The following is a 17,134-nucleotide window of genomic DNA, read 5'->3' as shown; positions in this document are numbered from 1 at the left end:
CAGACACAAAGTTTCGCGTGGTATCGCGCGCTATCGCCGTATATACTCCGGGTAGCCAAGCACGGGTATTCCGACGGACGACACCGGTGCTCCCACCACCACACACCCCCGTGAGGTCGCATGGCAAGCTTCATCGCGCGCCTCGGTTTCGGCATCCTCGCCTCCACGAGTGCCGCCCATCAGGCGGCCGCGCAGGCCCCGGTCGCGTCCGGCCACGGCTACGCGTTCGTATTCACGAACGACTCGAGTGCCGCCGTCTCGGCGACGCGCCCCGGCTATCGAATGTGGATTCGCGCCATTCCCGGCCTGACGCGAATTCAGTTCTCCGGCGACAGCGTGCCCGACCCAACGCCGGCATATTCGATCGTCGACGGCAAGACGCGGATCGCATACGTGCCCGCGAAGGAGCACGTGCTGGAAGGATCGATCGACGCCTACGGCGGTGCCATGGGCGCGTTGGCGTGGCCTCCCGAACATACCGATCAATATCGCGAGATCGAGCTCCACGATGTTGTCGTCTCGAACACGGACTCGCTGCTCGGCCGGCGCGCCGAGCATCGCCGCTATTCGCTCGCCTACCTCGAATGGAACGTTCGCCAACGGGAGCAAGCGGATTGCTGGTACGTCGAGCTGCCCGCAACGCTGCGCGACGCCGTCGACCACGCCGCGCACTTCTTCGGCATTAGCAAGATCGTTCCGCGGAACCGGCTGGAGAGCGCAATCTGGGCCGTCAGCGCGCGCACACCCGTGAAATGCACCTATGAACGCCTATATGATGGTGGCGCGCAGTACGGAATCCGCACGACGCACGAGACCTGGTCGGTCTCCGACGTCCGGACGCGGGATTTCGAAGCGCCGGAGTTCGCTATTCCGGCACTGCCGCGTGTCCGCTCGCCGTACAAGCCAGGAGTGCTGAACCCCTGAAGCCTGATCGCCGGACAACGGTGAACTCTTCCGACCCCAACCTGCACCGATGAGCCGAACGACGATCCGGAACGTTTCCATCCTCGCCGCCATCCTCGCGGCGAGGATGGTGTATGACGCTGGCCACCACGAATACCACTACACACCCCCGAGTGACTATGTCGTCCTCGGGTTGCTCATTACGCTTGCCGCCGGGCCGTACGCGGGGTTCGCTTACGCCGCGAACACGATCGCCCCTCGGCGAGCTGGATTTGCATGCGGATTCACATTGGGGGTCACCGTCGTGGGGTTCGTGCTGATGACATCGCCGCTCTTTCTACTTCTCTCAATGGTACTGTTGTACTCCGGCGGCGCCGGGAGTAGCGTGGGCGGCGTTCTTGCGGTCACGGAGAACTCCGTCGCTGCGTTCGCGAAGATATTCAAGGGTGGGGCGAGCATTCCTATCGCGCTCCTTCTCGTCGCATCGAATATTTGGCTGACGCGCTCACTGGGTCGCCTTGTCGTCGGCAGTGATCGGACCCAATCCGCCTGGCGCGACTACCGAGCGCTCGGGTTCCTGGCCGGCGTCGCCGTCTTGTTGATTGTCGGCGCGGGTTTGCGTTTTCACGCGAGCCTCATCTACCCCGTGCTGCCTTGAGGGACCGTGCCCTCGTGCACCACCTACAACGATGCGTCCTGCCCCATCGAGAGTCCCTCTTCCCATGCGATCAACGATAGTCGCCGCCCTCATGCTCGTTCCGGCGACCGTGGCGTCGTCACAGCGGTGCGGCGAAGCGGTGAATCTGCCCGAGCTGCAGGCTATTCTTGGCGGCGACGATGAAAGGCTCGTCGCGTGGGATCAGCTCTACCGTGCGTGCGCGATCGGCGGCGAAGCGCTGCGAACGACGCTGCGTGAGCTCGAAGGGAACGCGGCTCGCCCCGCTGGCGTCCGTGCCGAAGCCGCGGCGTGCCTGGCGCGGCTCGGAGAGGACAGTGCTCTCGCACCCGTGATTCGTGGACTCGAAACGACTCGCCTGCCGACCCTGTACATCGCTGCGCTCGCGCGCGCGAACACACGAGCGTCGACGGCTGCGCTGATCAACTACATGAGTGACAAGCAAGACGACCCCTCGAGGATCGTCGACTTCGGCGACGCGAGCGAAGATCCGATTTACGATGGGTTACGCGCGCTCGAGCGGCAGTTTCCGGATGGGCCAACCTCGCAGCCTGTTCGCCAACCGCTGGCGTCCGTCATTCGAGAATGGCAAACGTGGCTCGCGAGCGACGCGGCACATGGCCGCGCTCCTCGAATCGAGTCGCGCGTGGCGAATAATCCGTATGATCGTTGCCTCGCACGGCTCGCCGAGTGGGGGTTTCCCGATGCGCTGCTGGGCTTGAATGCGCGAGACACGAGCGGCTCGCTGGCGAATCTGTTCCGTGAGCTCGCGCATACGGATCTCGAGTCATTCGAGCAACCGTATCTGCCGGGTGAAGAAGCGCGGACGATCCTCGCGCAGCGCGGCGATGAGCGCGAGTTTCGCCGAATCGTGGCGACGCTGCGCACCTCGCAATACATCGGCGCGCTGGCGGCGCTGGAGTATATCGGCGGCTTGAACAGCGTCGGCGCGGTGATCGCGTCGCTCGACCTGAACGGTTTCATGCCCGGCATGACAGGTGCGCAACGCGACGAGGAGGGACGCCGGTATCGGGCCTACGCGTTCGGTACGCTCTCGAAGATGGTCAAGCACCCGCCGGTGCCCGAAACCGCGGACGCGAACAGCGAGAATGTCGCGCGCTGGCAAACGTGGTGGGCCGCGGGACCCGCCGAGAGCGTGCTGGCACCGCCCCGGCGACCCGTCCCCTAAAACGCCATGTCATTGTCTGGCGACAACGAAACTGCCCGGCCTTTTCGGGTCGGCAACAATGACCCATCCCGGGTTGACATTGAGCACCCATCCGCTGCCCTCGATGCGACGGGCGTCCGGCGCCAGAGCAATATTCGGCGGCAAGGACACGACGATCGACGAAAAATCATTCGCGACGAGCACGCCGTTTTCGGATACGTCGAGCGAGCCCCACGGCGCTCCGAAATTTCCGAACGGATATACGACCCGCTGGCGGTCGAATGCGATGAGGCTGTTCGGATCGTATCCCCACCGCAGCGAGTCGCGAGTCTGATGCAAGGTGATCACCCGTCCGTTCACGAACCGGTCGGTGAAGTCGCGCATCATTGGCGCCCGGGTTGAATCGCGCGCCGCTTCAGCGCGGTCGATATCGGCGAATCCGTACATCGGCGCCCGCCGTCGTGCCTCGGTGATGATGTCGCGCGGCGGGCGAAAATGGATGGCCTGAGCCAGCATGGCTGTCAGATCGCGCTCGCGAGCCACTCGGGTTCTCCAGTCCGGCGCGAATTCATCGAGCAGAAGACCGAGCGCCGGTCCTGTCCCGTACGCAAAGCCGCGGACGAACGACGGAGTCGTGCGCTCGAAATTGAGAACGTGTTGCGCCACACGCCCGCGCCCTACGCCGAGCTCCCGCATGGCCAGCACGTGTCCCGTGTATTCCGGAAGTCCCTCCTGCATCTCGAGCAGCGCCTCCGTGCTGTCTGCGCCGGGATACTTGGCGCGCCGCGCGAACCGGAAGAGCAGCGCGCCTTCGGCGTCTCGCCGCATGGTCGCCGTGTCGGCGTCAGAAAGCGCGGCGGCCAGCGCGCGGTACTCGAGCCGTAACCAGGTCCGACCCTCGCGAAAATCGAGATGGTTGTTGAGCGCGTCCGTGGCGTTCAGGCCGAGCGCGGACTGTTCGCGATGAAAGACCTCGTGCATGACGAGCCGGACGCGATCGTAATGGTCGCTCGGCAACGGAAGCGCAACCATCGTCCACGTCCTGTCGCCCCACTTGAACGCCGTGTTTGCGACAAACTGCCCGTCCGGCAGCGTCGTGACGAACGCCGAGCCATACGGGAGATAGTGACGACGCGGAACGGTGTCGTTCGCGACGACGATTCTCGTTTGTCGATCGGCGAGCGCGATTGGCCCACACAGGGAACGCCCCCAAAGCGTGCCGGCATCCACCCGACAGGCGTGTTCGGCATCCGCCAGCCCGGCGAGCGCGGTGACGGTGTCGAGCCGTTGCGCCCGGCCGCGAGCGGCATGGGCGAGTATCGCGGCAATGCCGAGCCAATAGCGAGAGACGATCATGCGCGACCCTACCTCGAGACGGTTCACCTTGACGACTCGAGAAAATACGCTCTCTATCCAGACTGTCAATAGAGACTCTGTACTGAGAGCGATGGCGACCCGACGCCGACACACCTCGCGGTGCGTGCGTCGCGTGTCGATGCGTCCTGCCTATCCGGCGACGGCGTACCCGCGCGTCCCTTGACACGACATTAGGTCTTCAGTAAACCTAGTAGGTGTGCCGTAAATCTATTTGCTGCAGACGGAGATACGAATGACCAAGGAGCGCGCCACACCACGCCACGCACCGCTCGCGACGCTGTCGTATTACGTCCTGCTCGCACTCGCCGAGCGACCGGCGCACGGATGGGCGATCATCAAGCGGATCCGCGAGCTGACGGACGACGCCTCGAACCCAAGCTCCGGTTCGTTGTATCTCGCGATGGCGCGGCTCGAAGATGATGATTTGATCGTGAAGACGACCGCGCCGCCCAACGAAGACGAGCGCCGTGGCTACTACAAGCTCACCGCCGCCGGCCGCCAGGCTGCCCGCGAGGAATCGCAGCGCTTGTCGCGCCTCGTTCGGCATGCGCGCTCCCTCGACTTGCTCGGAGAGTCGCGGTGAGCGCGCCGCGGCCGACGGGTGAGCGCATCGCGTCACGCTTGTACGGTATCGCCCGGTACCTTGTCCTCCCCGAATGGCTCGACGAGCGAATGGGTGATGACTTGCAAACCACGTTCGAGGAGCGCATGGCGTCCACCCGTTCGATGCTCGGCTGGTGCGTCGAGCTCTCGCATGAGATCGCGGGCCTCCTGCGCGCTGGCCTCACCGCCCGTTTCACCCTCGATCACGTCTCGCACGACGTGCGCTTCGCCCTGCGCGCAATGCGTCGCCATCGGGCCGTCAGCACACTCGCGGTGCTCACGCTCGCGGTCGGCGTCGGCGCAAGCACGTCGATGTACAGCGTGATCGATTCGGTGCTGCTCGAGCCACTGCCGTTCGATCACCCCGAGCAGATCGTCATGGTCAACCCCACCATCGTCGATTGGCGCAACAACCCCTCGCTCAGCAGTGCGTGGCAACACGGCCGGTTCAGCCCACCGGAAGTTCGCGCATGGATGGCGCAACAACACAGCTTCCAAGCGGCCGGGGCGTACTTTCAAACCTCGGCGCGCCTGCTTCTCGGAACAGGATCGGAGAGCGTGCCGATCGTCGGCGTCTCCGACGGATTTTGGACCACGTTGCGTGCGCGACCGGCCATTGGTCGCCTGCCGAGCAAGAACGAGGACGACTCCGTCGCCGTCGTCACCCACGCGTTCTGGCAATCTCACCTCGGCGGCGATAGCGCCGCAATCGGACGCAGTCTCCGCGTCGACGATCATGCGTTGCGCGTGATCGGGGTGTTGCCGAAAGACTTCGAGCTCATTGGCGTCGGCGGCGATCTGTGGCTGCCGCTGGACCTTCACGGGCCCGAGCTGGGCAATCATTCGCTGAAGGCCATCGCGCGCCTACGCGACGGTGAGACGGTCGCGCATGCGGCGGACGAGATGACGCGCATCCTTCGTGGTGTTGACGCTGTCGATGCGAAGCATCCCGTGCATACGGCGTACATCGTGTCCCCGGTGAGCGAGGCGACGAGCGCGGTTCGCGGTCCGCTCTGGGTCCTGATGACGGCGGCGGGGGTATTGCTCCTTGCCGCGTGCGCCAGTGTGGCGCTGCTCCTCTTGGGCAGCGGCGCCGATCGCGCGCGTGAGCTTGCCGTGCGGCAGGCGCTGGGCGCGAACAAGCGGCGCATCGTCGGCCAGTTGCTCGCGGAAAGCATCACGTTGAGCGCCGCCGGCGCGGTGGCCGGACTCGCCGTCGCGGCCGCATCGATCCGCGTCCTCGTTGCGACGACGCGTGCTGGGGTGCCGCGGATTCAACACGCGGCGGTCGATCTCCACTCGTTCGCGTTGGCGGCGCTCTTGGCGCTCGCGACGGGAGTCCTCGCCGGGTGCGTACCGGCATTCTCACTTTCACGCGTCGACGCCGGCGAGTCGCTTCGCGCCGGTGCGACGACGGTGCGAACCGGCCGCCTCCAGCGCGCGATTGTCGTCGGCGAGCTCGCATTGGCGACGGTGCTGCTCGTGGCCGCGGGAATGTTGACGCGAACGATGGGTGAGCTCCAACGCGTCAACCCGGGGTTCGATCCAAGCGACGCGTTCGCGCTCCGCTTGGATCTGCCCTTTGACCGATTCTATCGGCGCGGCGTCCCCGCCGACTCGAGTGCCGCGCTCGCCGGTGCGTATATCGGCCGGCTCACCGATGGGTTGCGCACGATCCCCGGCGTCGCCGATGTCGCGACCACGACGATCATGCCGTTCTTCGGCGGCCGCGCCACGAATACCGTCGAACCGGAAGGCTATCGTCCGGCGCCCGGAGAAGTCGTCGACGTGGCCCGCCATTTCGTGAGCGCGAGCTACTTCTCCATTCTGCACGTTCGTGTGCTGCAAGGCCGGCTGTTCTCGCCACAGGACGAACGCATGGATGCCGGGCGCGTGATGATCGTGAGCGACGCGTTCGCGCGCCACTTCTGGCCGGACGGCCGATGGATCAGCCGCGCCGTCGGACTCTGGGGCGCCACGTATCGAGTCGTCGGCGTGATCGGCGAGACGCGCGAGCAGAATCTTCGCGGGGACGACGACAAGTTCAAGTTCTATGTACCCGCGCGTCCGGACGGCAATTTCCCCAGCAACTTTCTGCTGCGCACGAACGCGTCCGCGGCGACGCTCGTCCCGATTCTTCGAGAGCGACTTTCGAAGCTCGATCCGGACATCGTCATCGGCTCGGCAGTGCCGTTGCGCGAGAGGATGGCCGAGACGCTTGCCGACGACCGCTTTCGCATGAGGCTCATGAGCATTTTCTCGAGCGTGGCCGCGCTCTTCGCGCTGATCGGTGTCTACGGCGTCACGAGTCGTTCGGTCGCGCGGCGGCGGCGCGAGATGGGGCTGCGCGCGGCCCTTGGAGCACCCGCCGGTCGTCTGACGATCATGGTGCTCCAGGAGGCCGGCGCGGTCGGCGCCGCTGGAGCGTTGGCCGGCGTCGGCATCGCGATCGCTGGGAGCCGCGCGCTGGAGCGCATGATCTGGGGTGTTCCACCTATCGATCCGATCACCTATGGCGTCGTGTTCGGTGTACTGGTCAGCGCGGCATTGCTCGCCGCACTCGTACCGGCGCGGCGCGCGGCGGCCGCCGACGTCATGCAGGCACTACGAACCTGAGGTGATCGGGTCCACGCACCGCATGATCTATCGACGGCGTCGAGGCGAGGTCGCGGCCATCATCGCATCCGGCAACAGGAACCCTCACGACGCTACTCAGTTCGCAGAGCGATCATCGGATCCGCTTTCGCCGCCCGCCTCGCCGGCCCGAATGCAGCCACCACCGACACGAGCATCATCGTGCCAACGATCGCGGCGAGCGTCACCGGATCCGCGGCCGAGACATCCACTAAGGCCATTCGCATCACTCTTCCCGCCCCGAGCGCCCCCAGCACGCCCATGGCCACACCGATGGCCGCGAGCAGCGCGCTTTCGCCAAATACGAGTCGGAACAACCCCGCGGTCTCGGCGCCCAGCGCTCGCCGAATTCCGAATTCTCTCATGCGCTGCGCGACGAGGAAGCTCACGATGGCGTAAAGTCCGATGAGCGCGATCGCGGCCGCTACCGCGGCGAAGCCGATCATCGCCCCCGTCAACACGCGGTACGGCGCCGTCGCGTTCTCGACCAGCGTCGCGAAGGTCTCGATGTCGGTCACGGCGACGTCGCGATCGAAGTCGTGTACCGTTGCCATCGCACCCCGCGCCACTTGCAGAGGGTCCGCGTGCGCGCGAACGACGAACTGCAACGCGTTCGTCGGTCGCTGCGCGAGTGGCAGATAAATCTCTCCCACGGCCGTCACTCCGAGCGGCCGCCGTGCGTTCGGACGCGTTTCCGCGGCGACGCCCACGATGCGCCAGGGTGTCTTGTCGATGACGAGCGTCTGCCCGATCGGATTGGCGGCGCCGAACTCGATGCGCGCCACGCGCTCGTCGACGATCGCGACGCGCGGCGCATTGGCACGGTCGCTCGCATCGAACGGCCGGCCGCCGTGGATCGAAATGCCGAGCGTGGAGAAGTAATGGTCGCCGGCGACGACGATGCGTGCCGTGCTTTCGTGACGACGCAACTGGGCCGGTCGGCCCGCGACCTCGAACGCCTCTGTCGGCGCGGCGGCCGTGTACGGCAGGCCGAGCGCCGACGAGACGGCGACGACGTTCGGCAGCGCGCCGAATCGTTCGGTGAGGCGCGCCCAATAGAGCGAGTCGGCGCTGGGCCGCCCGGCGGCCGACGGCGGAGCGGTCACGCGAAACGTGAGCGCGTTGTCCGAACGGAACCCATCGTGCGCGGCGCGCTGATTGGCGACGCTCCGCGCGAGCAGGCCCGCGCATCCCAACAAGACGACCGCGAGCGCGATCTCGGCGACGACGAGCCCGCGACGGATGCGCGACACCTTTCCCCCGGCTGACGCGCTTCTCGAATCCAACTTCAAATCCTCGACCAGCCCGCCGCGAGTGAACCGCAGAGCCGGCAACAGGCCAATCGCCACGCCGGTGAACGCGCTCGTGACCAGAGCGAGAGCGAGTGCCCGCCCGTCGAGATGGAGATCGTGCCAGCGCGGAACCGCCTGCGTCACGAACGCGGGCATGAGATCTCTCACAACACGTATCCCGATTGCCGCGACGCCGGCGCCGGCAACGCCGCCGACGATCGTGAGCAGCATCGTCTCCGTGAGCAGTTGCCACACCAGCCGCAGCCGGTTCGCACCCAGCGCGGCGCGAATGGCGATCTCCTTCTGGCGCGCGGTGAGACGCGCGAGCAACAGCCCCGCCAGATTGAGACACGCCGCGCCGAGCACCATGTACGCAACCACGAACAACGGAAGATCATCCGCCCACGACGGCGTCTCCCAATCGGCAAAGCTTTGCGCGTCGAACGATACGCCGCGCAAATCGGCCGGATACTGCGAAACGATCCGCGCGCCGATGATATGGATGTCCGCGCGCGCGGCGTCGAGCGTCGCCCCTGCGGCGAGCCGCGCGAACGCGTCGCCATCGCCGGAGCTGCGATTCGCGGCGGCAGTCTGATCGACGACCAGCGGGGCCCACACCTCGGTTCCCTCGGGCAGCACCGCGCCCTTCGGGACGATGCCGACGACGACGCGCGGCACCCCGTCGATCACGAGCGTGCGGCCGACGACCGTGTTGTCACCGCCGAGCCGTCCGCGCCAGAACGACTCGGCGAGCATGACGACGTTGGCATGCCCTTCGGCGCTGTCGGTCGGCGTAAAGACGCGGCCGAGCATCGGGCGTACGCCGAGGATGTTGAAGAAACCGGAGCTGACGCGAGCGCCCGTGAGCAGCTCGCCGCGCTCATTGCCGCGCAGGACGGCCCGCCACCGGGTGACGAAGGCGAAGCCGGCGAGCGTGTGCGCCGATCGCTGCACGCTCGCAACGTTGCCGGTGGCCAACTCCCCGCAGGCGGCACAGTCGCCATCGGCGGCTTGGCCGACGTGCACGAGAGTCGCCGGGTTCGCGACGTCGAAGTGCACCTCGGAGAGCGTGCGCTCGATCCCGAACATCGTCGTCGTCGCGCCTATGCCCAGCGCGAGAGTCACGATCGTCGTGACGGTAAAGGCGCGGCTTGCGGCAAACTGGCGCCAAGCGTGACGCACGTCTTCGCGAACGGAGTTGAACATTGTGCCTCGAGTCTGAGTCGTCACGAGTGGGCAAACTCGCCGCCCGCCAACACTCTTCATCCGGCAACGGTTCCGGAATTGTTTCAGTCAACGGAACAAACGCCGAACGCGCATTCCGGCTTCGCCGTGGCGAACAACGGGATGGCGACTGAGTCCGGTGTCGCGGCGAACGCTGCATCATCGTGCTCCGCTCACGTCTGGAGTTTCGGCGGCGTGTAACACCCGCGCTACGCACCGCGAGGTGCGGAATGGTGGGCTTGGCCGGCAGGACCGCGAGCAGCTCCGCCATCGTCGGCGTGGTCGCCTCGCCGACGTTGTCGGTGAGCCCGCCGGCGCGGTTGTCGAGCATCGCGAGCGTGATCGCGTGCGCGACGTTCTCCACGTGACCATGCGTCCATTTCCATCGCGGGGCATGACGGTGGGCTTAGATCGTGGCGAGGTTCGCGTTGTCCCGGGCGCCGTATACCTTCGGCAGGCGAAGGATCGTTGCCGGCAATTCGCCGCGCGAAACGAGCGCCTGTTCAGCCAGGATCTTGTCGTAGGAGTATTCTAATGCGGACGGCGAAGCGGCGAATCCTCGCGCAGGGGCGTGGCCGCCGGCGGACCAACCGCGCGCTGGTTGCGCAACGCGCTGCATACGACTTGCGCAATCCGGCGCGTGAGGGTAGAGTCTTGGGCAAGACTCTACCCTCACGCATGCCGATCCTCAAAGGAACCCTCGATCCCCTCGTCCTCAAGACGCTCTCCTGGGCGCCGATGCACGCGTTCGAGATCGCGCGGTGGCTCGAGGAGCGTTCCGCTCACTTCACGATCGAAGACGCGGCGCTCATGCAGGCGCTTCACCGCCTCGAGACGCGGCGACTCGTCTCCGCCGACTGGGGAGTAACCGAGAACGGCCGGCGCGCGCGCTACTACCAGCTCACTGAGGCAGGCCGCGCGCATCTGCGCGCCGAGACCAAACGCCTCACCGAGTACACGAGTGCGCTCACCGCGGTGCTGGCGGCGCGCTCGGCGCGGAGCTAGCGGCGAGTGCGCGATCCGACAATCCGGCCAGGGGTGCGGCGTCTATTCCGCCTGGCCGTGCGTACCGCGCGCACCGCGCGCGACGACGCGGACGAAGAGCTCGCGGCGTTTCTCGACGCGCGCGTCGCCGATCTGATCGCTCGCGGACGCACTGAACACGACGCACGTGGCGAGGCCCTTTCGCGGCTCGGCGGATCAACCTTAAGCGAGGCGCGTCGCCGGCTGCATCAGTCGGCGGTGCGCCGGGAGCGACGGATGAATTGGCGTGATCGGCTCGACAGCATCGCGCAGGATCTGCGGTTCGGTGCGCGGCAATTGGCGCGGGCGCCAGGAGTCACGACCATCGCCGTGCTGACGCTGGCCATCGGTGTGGGCGCGAACAGCGCGATCTTCGCCGTCGTCAATTCGGTGCTGCTTCGCCCGCTGCCTGTTCCAAGGCCCAATGAGCTCGTGGCGATCGGCAAGACCACCGCCATCGACGGACACACGTCCGGCGCGCCGCGCGGCGATCTGTTATCGCTGCCGCTGTACCTCGACCTGGCGCGCGACCATCGCTTCGTGAGCGGACTTGCCGCATCGGGTACCGCTGGTCGGCTCGACGTACGGTTCGGCGACGGCAGCGGTAGCAGCAGTAGCAGCGGTACGAGCGATGAGCACCCGAACGGCCGATTCATCTCCGGCAACTACTTCACGGTGCTTGGCGTGCCCGCCGAACGTGGGCGCGTGTTCGATTCCGACGAAGATGGCGCGGCTGGATCGTCGCCGGTCGCGGTGATTAGCGATTCCTACTGGCGCCGCCGCTTCGGCCAGGCGCCGGACATCGTCGGCCGATCGTTGGCGGTCGATGGGGCGACGGTGACCATCGTCGGCGTCGCACGGCAAGGATTTGCCGGCGACGTCGTCGAGCGGCCCACGGAGATCTGGCTGCCGATATCGATGCAACCGATCCTCCAACCCCACACCGCGCCCATTGCGGACCGCGGCACGTCGTGGCTATTGCTCCTCGGCAGGCGTGCGCGAGGCGTCACGCTCGCGCAGGCGGATGCCGGGTTCACTACGCTGATCCGCGCATCGTTGGTGGCGAACGCCAAGTCAGCAATCGAAGTGGCACGCGCCACGCACGCGCCGATTCTCGTCACCTCCGGGGCGCAGGGATTTTCAGCGGCGCGCGTGACCTTTCGGTCCGCGCTGCTCGCGCTGCAATTCGGGGCGGCGCTGTTGCTCCTGATCGTCTGCACCAATCTCGCAAACCTGCTCGGTGCGCGGGCACTCGGCCGTCGCACGGAGATGAGCGTTCGTCTGGCGCTCGGAGCCGGGCGCGCGCGGGTCATTCGCCAGCTCACGACCGAAAGCGCGCTTCTCGCGCTGCTCGGAGCAGCGGCGGGAATCGTGTTCGCCCGCTGGGGAAGCGCGGCGCTCGTGCGGGCCGCCGCCACGAGTGACTCGCCGGCGGCGATCGCCAGCGGTACCGATGGCGCGGTGCTCGGGTTCGCGCTCGGCATTTCGATCATCGCGGTGCTGGGCTTCGGTTTGCTACCGGCGCTGCGTGTGTCGCGCATCGATCTGATCTCGTCGCTCCGCGGCGGTGGTCGCGCGGTGGTGGGCGCCGGCCGCGTCGGTCGAGTCCCCGTCGGTGCGCTGCTCGTGCCCGCGCAGGTAATGCTCTGTGTCGTTCTGCTCACCGCCGCGGCGCTGCTCGTGCGCAGCCTGGCGAGTGTAGAGGCGACGGATCCAGGGTTGGATCGCGATCATCTCGTGCTGGCGCAGGTGAACGTCAGTCGGCGGGCGATGAACGCCGAGCAGTTCATCGCATTCGCCCGCGAGGTCAGCGACCGTGTTTCGACGGTTCCCGGCGTTCGCGCGGTGACCTACTCGCAGAACGGATTGTACATCGGCAACGACGGATCCGCCGTCGTCGCCGTTCCGGGCTTCAGCGGCAGGACGGCCGAGGACAGCAGCATCAACTACGATCTCGTCGGCCCCGGATACGTGCGCGCGGTCGGTGGCCGCTTGCTGCGCGGGCGCGATATCGACGTGCACGACGACGCGAAGTCGCCGAGCGTCGCGGTCCTGAACGAGTCGGCGGCGCGGTTCTACTTCGGCGGCAAAGATCCTGTTGGACGCGCGATCTACTTCGACCCGAAAGTGCCGACGACGATCGTCGGCGTGATCGCCGACATTCGGGACCATTCGCTCACGGCGCCGGTTGAGCGCCGCGCCTACGCTCCCTACGTGCAGCAGATCGACGGGTCGAGCAATCCCCTTCTGGCGCTCGAGATTCGCACGGCGGGCGATCCCGCGGGCCTCGTCTCCGAAATTCGGCGAACGATCGCCGCTCTCGATCGCGCACTGCCGCAAAGCGATGTGACGCCGCTAACGCTCGCCATGCGCGGTACGATTCGTCAGCAGCGCCTCGTCGCCACGCTCGCAACCGTGTTCGGCGGCGCCGCGCTGCTCCTCGCGATCGTCGGGCTGTACGGTGTGATGTCATATGCGGTCGCGCGTCGAACGGCGGAGATCGGATTGCGCGGCGCGCTCGGCGCCGATCGGACAACTGTCCTCCGATTGGTGCTTGGCGACGGCCTGCGTTTGGCCGGAACCGGTGTGGTGGTCGGCGTGCCGCTCGCGCTCCTTGCGGCGCGAGCGCTGCGCGCCCAGCTGCGCGTCCCCGCGACGGATCCCGTGTCGCTCGGCGCCGCCGTTCTCGCTATCGTCGCCTGTGCGGTTGGCGCAACGCTTATTCCCGCGGTGCGCGCCACGCGAGTTTCGCCGGTGGTTGCACTCACGCACGAGGCGTGACGGCGCAGTCAGGGTGAGCCTGGCGTTCGCGTCTCGGGACTCCGACGATCGCCGCGCGCCGATGCGTCTTCCGCAGGTCTGCGTTCGGGGTAGACCATACGGGGACGACCACTCGGTGAAGAAATTTCCCCTAAGATTCTCGACGTACGCACCACGCGGTGCGTAACTCTCGCGGTTGAAAGTCTTAGTGCGCGGTCTCCTCGCGAACTCGGAACTTCGCCGTCCCTGCGCTGCTTGATGCCGAGACGGTACAACTTTCATCGCGTTCCGGAGCCGCCGAATGCCGCGTCCTCGCCAGATCGTTCTTGCCAGTTTCATAATGCTGTCGTTCGTTGCGTGTGCGCAGCAGGACGTCGCGGCGCCAGGCGTGCTGTCGGCTGGTCAGCGAGCGTTGGCGTCAGGCGGCGTTGCGCCGACCGGCGCCGACCTTCAACTCTCCGGATCGATTCCGTTTGGTTCGCCCAACGTCGGTACGACGTTCGCGTACAGCTTTCAAGTGAAGAACTCGGGGCCCTCGAGCGCCGAAGGAACAACGCTCGTCGACGTCCTGCCGCCGGGGATGCTCTTTGCCCAGGCGCAACTCAATGGCACCGTCATCGCGTGCCCGCAAACCGATCAGACGGTCACCTGCGACTTGGGAACGATCCCGAGCGGCGCCCAATCGATGCTTGTCTTCTTGGCGACCACCCCCATGGTTCCGGTCACCGACACGAACACGGCGACGGTGACGTCGCTCGTCGCCGATCCAAAGACGACGAACAACACCGTCAACATCTTGACGAAGGTGCAAACGCCAAATTTGGGCGGCGTCAAACCTGTGCCCGTGCAGCTGACCGCCTTCTCGTCGTTGCCGGCGGATTTCACGAGTGGAGGTTACACGATCGCCGGCGGCGCCCAAGGGCTGGCATTCGCGTTCGTCTCTGCGGCGACAGGAACGTTCAGCGGACTCGCCGTCGCGATGCACGGCAGCGGAATACCGGGCCGGGCAGGGTTCTGGATCTACGCCGACAATCCCAACAACCCGGGTCACCCTGGCGCGCTCATCAGCGCTGAGGCGTTCGGAACAATACCCGCACTCAACGACGGTACCTACACCGTTGTCTCCGTGTCCCCGATTGGTGCGCCCGTGCTGGTGGCGGGACAACGGTATTGGCTCTTCGGGTTTGGCGCGGCCGGCGAGGGGGCGGCGCAGTGGGATCTCACCGCGAACCTGTTTCTTTCATCTCCCGTCGCGCAGGGATCACCTGGCGGTCCGATATTCCTCGTGCCGGGCAATGGCCTCGGACGCATGGCGGCGTTCATCGTCGGAGTGACTCCGTAGGCTGCACATGTGGCACGGCATTACGACAAGCGTACATCAAGCCGTGTAAGGTTTGGCCTTCGGCGACCATTAGTCCTCTAGTGAGTTTGGCCCGAGCCGGAGGACGCGGTGAACAAGCTTGGTGCAGTCTGTACGATCGCGTGTGGTTTCGTGATGCTCGATTCAAGCGCAGTCGTGCATCGCGGCGCTGACAGCACGGACGGTTTCTTCGTGCTCGCGGACCACGCTCGTCTGTATTATCGAACGCTCGGCTCGGGCCGCGACACGGTTCTCGTGCTGCACGGAGGCCCTGGGGCCGACATGCACGGCCTGTATGAGAACTTCGCACCCCTCGCCGTCGGCCGAACACTGATCTTTTACGATCAGCGGGGAGGCGGTCAATCGACGCCGGCTCCGAGCGATTCAATGCTGAGCGCGGATCAACACGTCGCCGATCTCGAAGCGATCCGCCGGGCGTTGCGCATTGACCGGTTGACCATCATCGGTCATTCGTGGGGCGGCGCACTCGCCGGTCTGTACGCCATGCGCTATCCCAACCACGTCAAGCGCCTCGTCATCGCGAACAGTCTCTGGCCGCGCCGGCAACCGTTCGACAGCATGTATCATCGGCGCTTCGTGTCGCGGCTTTCCGCGCAAGATCGAGCGGAATATGGCGAGGCCCAGCGTTCGCTCGAGACCGCGTCAGATCCCGTCGCCGTGTGCCGGAGATTTCTCCATATCTATTTTCGAGCGACGAGCGCACATGCCGACGCGGGCGACCAGCTCGCCGGGGATCCGTGTGACGAAGCGCCCGACGTCACGCGAACCATGCTGCGCAGGGCTGCGATCACGATCGCATCGCTCGGCGATTACGATTGGCGATCGCGGTTGGCGACAGTTGATGCCCCGACTCTGGTCATCCACGGCAGCGCCGACGCGCTCCCTGAGGCGGCGTCGAAAGAATGGGCCACGAGTGTCGCGGATGGCAGACTGCTCACGATTCAGGATGCCGGACACATTCCATATGCTGAACATCCGAACGAGTTCTTCAGAGCGGTCGATTCATTCTTGCGCGGCGAGTGGCCCGTCCGCTCGCGCCACCTCGGAACCGGCACGGCGTCGCAGAGCGCGCCCAGTGTACCGCCTCGCGAGTATCGGATCGATGCGGGACATTCGACCGTCGAGTTTGCGATACCGTTCGCCTACACGCGTGTCCGCGGCCGCTTCGACGACGTCCGCGGCTCCGTCGTGTTGCTTGACTCACCCGATACCGACATTCGCACCGCCGGGATTGCGGCCGTCATCCAGACGGCAAGCGTGAACACCGGCTCATCGCATCGTGACGACCACCTCCGCACGTCGGACTTCTTCGACGTACAGCGCTTCCCGACGATGAGGTTTCTCTCGGACTCGGCGAAGCGCACCGTCGGCGGATTCGACGTGTTCGGCCAGCTCGCGATGCACGGCCACTCTCGCTCCGTCCAACTCCACTGCCGGTCAGTCGTCGATCCGACGGCGGACCCTCATGGTGGAATCGTCCGTGTGATCTCCGGGATGACGACCGTCGCTCGGCGCGATTTCGGTATTCTTGGAAGCGACGCGCACAACCCCTGGTTCGACCGTCTGCGCAGCGCGACGATGGGGGACAGCGTCGCCATCGCCTTGGAGATTCACCTCTGGGCGCCCAATGAGCGAAGCCGGAGCGCGGGCACCAGAGCGATCGTCGCGCGCATCGACAGCATCGGTATCGACTCGGCGGTGGCGAGCCTTCGCGCCGCGTACGCGCGCGACTCCGTGCGCGTCGCCGCCGGTGAGCCGGCACTGCGGGACGTCGGCCTCGCGCTCTTGGATGATGGACGCACGCGCGATGGATTTCTCTGGTTGCACGCGTTGGCCCGGCTGCTTCCACGATCGTCTGATGCCATGGTCAGCGTTGGGTGGGCAAACGAACGCATGAACGATGGTACGCGCGCTGATATTTGGTATCGGCAAGCCGTCGCGGCGGATTCGCTGAATACGCGCGCGCTGGCCCATCTCATCTTTCTGAAGCGATCGGCGGCCTCCGGCCGATAGATCGAGGTCACTGCCGTCGTTGACTCGGCCCGAGAGGCCTCTTGAAACCCGCAGCGGTGAGACCGCACAACGGATATCGA

General features: G+C 66.1%; 12 protein-coding genes. 10 read left to right on the top strand and 2 right to left on the bottom strand.

The annotated features are described in order from the left end of the window. Window positions 1-120: 120 nt before the first annotated feature. The 3 genes from VN706_04940 to VN706_04930 all read left to right on the top strand — a co-directional run bounded on the left by VN706_04940 (window position 121) and on the right by VN706_04930 (window position 2,768). Window positions 121-924 (top strand): hypothetical protein, encoded by an 804-nt coding sequence (locus VN706_04940; GenBank protein HXT14951.1) that lies wholly within the window; start codon window positions 121-123, stop codon window positions 922-924. Window positions 925-973: 49 nt separating this feature from the next. Continuing rightward, window positions 974-1,561, top strand: coding sequence for a hypothetical protein (locus tag VN706_04935; protein HXT14950.1), 588 nt, complete (start codon window positions 974-976; stop codon window positions 1,559-1,561). 64 nt (window positions 1,562-1,625) lie between these two features. Next, a complete protein-coding gene (locus tag VN706_04930; GenBank protein HXT14949.1) occupies window positions 1,626-2,768 on the top strand; it encodes a hypothetical protein in 1,143 nt (380 codons plus the stop codon). 9 nt (window positions 2,769-2,777) lie between these two features. Here VN706_04930 and VN706_04925 read toward each other — a convergent pair whose 3' ends face one another. After that, window positions 2,778-4,103 carry a hypothetical protein gene (locus VN706_04925; GenBank protein HXT14948.1) on the bottom strand — a complete coding sequence of 442 codons (1,326 nt, stop codon included), beginning with the start codon at window positions 4,101-4,103 and terminating at the stop codon, window positions 2,778-2,780. A 253-nt stretch (window positions 4,104-4,356) separates the two neighbouring features. Between VN706_04925 and VN706_04920 the strand changes: the two genes are divergently transcribed. Further along, complete coding sequence (locus VN706_04920; GenBank protein ID HXT14947.1) at window positions 4,357-4,707, top strand: PadR family transcriptional regulator; 351 nt, start codon at window positions 4,357-4,359, stop codon at window positions 4,705-4,707. Then, the gene (locus tag VN706_04915) at window positions 4,704-7,343 is read left to right on the top strand and encodes an ADOP family duplicated permease (protein ID HXT14946.1); all 2,640 of its coding nucleotides are present in this window, start codon (window positions 4,704-4,706) and stop codon (window positions 7,341-7,343) included. The genes VN706_04920 and VN706_04915 overlap by 4 nt, the downstream gene beginning before the upstream one ends. Before the next feature lie 92 nt (window positions 7,344-7,435). On the opposite strand, the gene VN706_04910 is transcribed toward VN706_04915, so the two are convergent. After that, the gene (locus tag VN706_04910; protein HXT14945.1) at window positions 7,436-9,859 is read right to left on the bottom strand and encodes an ABC transporter permease; all 2,424 of its coding nucleotides are present in this window, start codon (window positions 9,857-9,859) and stop codon (window positions 7,436-7,438) included. A 248-nt stretch (window positions 9,860-10,107) separates the two neighbouring features. Between VN706_04910 and VN706_04905 the strand changes: the two genes are divergently transcribed. The 5 genes from VN706_04905 (at window position 10,108) to VN706_04885 (ending at window position 17,054) form a co-directional block, all read left to right on the top strand. Beyond that, entirely contained in the window at window positions 10,108-10,245 is a 138-nt protein-coding gene (locus VN706_04905) for a hypothetical protein (protein HXT14944.1), read from the top strand. 310 nt (window positions 10,246-10,555) lie between these two features. Beyond that, the gene (locus tag VN706_04900; protein HXT14943.1) at window positions 10,556-10,882 is read left to right on the top strand and encodes a helix-turn-helix transcriptional regulator; all 327 of its coding nucleotides are present in this window, start codon (window positions 10,556-10,558) and stop codon (window positions 10,880-10,882) included. A gap of 33 nt (window positions 10,883-10,915) precedes the next feature. Beyond that, the gene (locus tag VN706_04895) at window positions 10,916-13,681 is read left to right on the top strand and encodes an ABC transporter permease (protein HXT14942.1); all 2,766 of its coding nucleotides are present in this window, start codon (window positions 10,916-10,918) and stop codon (window positions 13,679-13,681) included. A 319-nt stretch (window positions 13,682-14,000) separates the two neighbouring features. Then, window positions 14,001-15,002 (top strand): DUF11 domain-containing protein, encoded by a 1,002-nt coding sequence (locus tag VN706_04890; protein HXT14941.1) that lies wholly within the window; start codon window positions 14,001-14,003, stop codon window positions 15,000-15,002. 108 nt (window positions 15,003-15,110) lie between these two features. Beyond that, on the top strand, window positions 15,111-17,054 hold the full coding sequence (locus VN706_04885) for an alpha/beta fold hydrolase (protein ID HXT14940.1): 1,944 nt from the start codon (window positions 15,111-15,113) through the stop codon (window positions 17,052-17,054). Window positions 17,055-17,134: the final 80 nt, after the last annotated feature.

The organism is Gemmatimonadaceae bacterium (genome assembly GCA_035606695.1).
Lineage (GTDB): Bacteria > Gemmatimonadota > Gemmatimonadetes > Gemmatimonadales > Gemmatimonadaceae > JAQBQB01.
The sequence above is the reverse complement of the archived record's forward strand: the minus strand, read 5'-3'. Positions and strand labels throughout refer to the sequence as shown.

Bases quoted from the DNA above. Each gene is read 5' to 3' on its own strand.
- VN706_04905 (HXT14944.1), top strand. From the start codon at position 10,108: ATGGTGGGCTTGGCCGGCAGGACCGCGAGCAGCTCCGCCATCGTCGGC.
- VN706_04890 (HXT14941.1), top strand. From the start codon at position 14,001: ATGCTGTCGTTCGTTGCGTGTGCGCAGCAGGACGTCGCGGCGCCAGGC.
- VN706_04920 (HXT14947.1), top strand. From the start codon at position 4,357: ATGACCAAGGAGCGCGCCACACCACGCCACGCACCGCTCGCGACGCTG.
- VN706_04925 (HXT14948.1), bottom strand. From the start codon at position 4,103: ATGATCGTCTCTCGCTATTGGCTCGGCATTGCCGCGATACTCGCCCAT.
- VN706_04910 (HXT14945.1), bottom strand. From the start codon at position 9,859: ATGTTCAACTCCGTTCGCGAAGACGTGCGTCACGCTTGGCGCCAGTTT.
- VN706_04930 (HXT14949.1), top strand. From the start codon at position 1,626: ATGCGATCAACGATAGTCGCCGCCCTCATGCTCGTTCCGGCGACCGTG.
- VN706_04940 (HXT14951.1), top strand. From the start codon at position 121: ATGGCAAGCTTCATCGCGCGCCTCGGTTTCGGCATCCTCGCCTCCACG.
- VN706_04935 (HXT14950.1), top strand. From the start codon at position 974: ATGAGCCGAACGACGATCCGGAACGTTTCCATCCTCGCCGCCATCCTC.
- VN706_04900 (HXT14943.1), top strand. From the start codon at position 10,556: ATGCCGATCCTCAAAGGAACCCTCGATCCCCTCGTCCTCAAGACGCTC.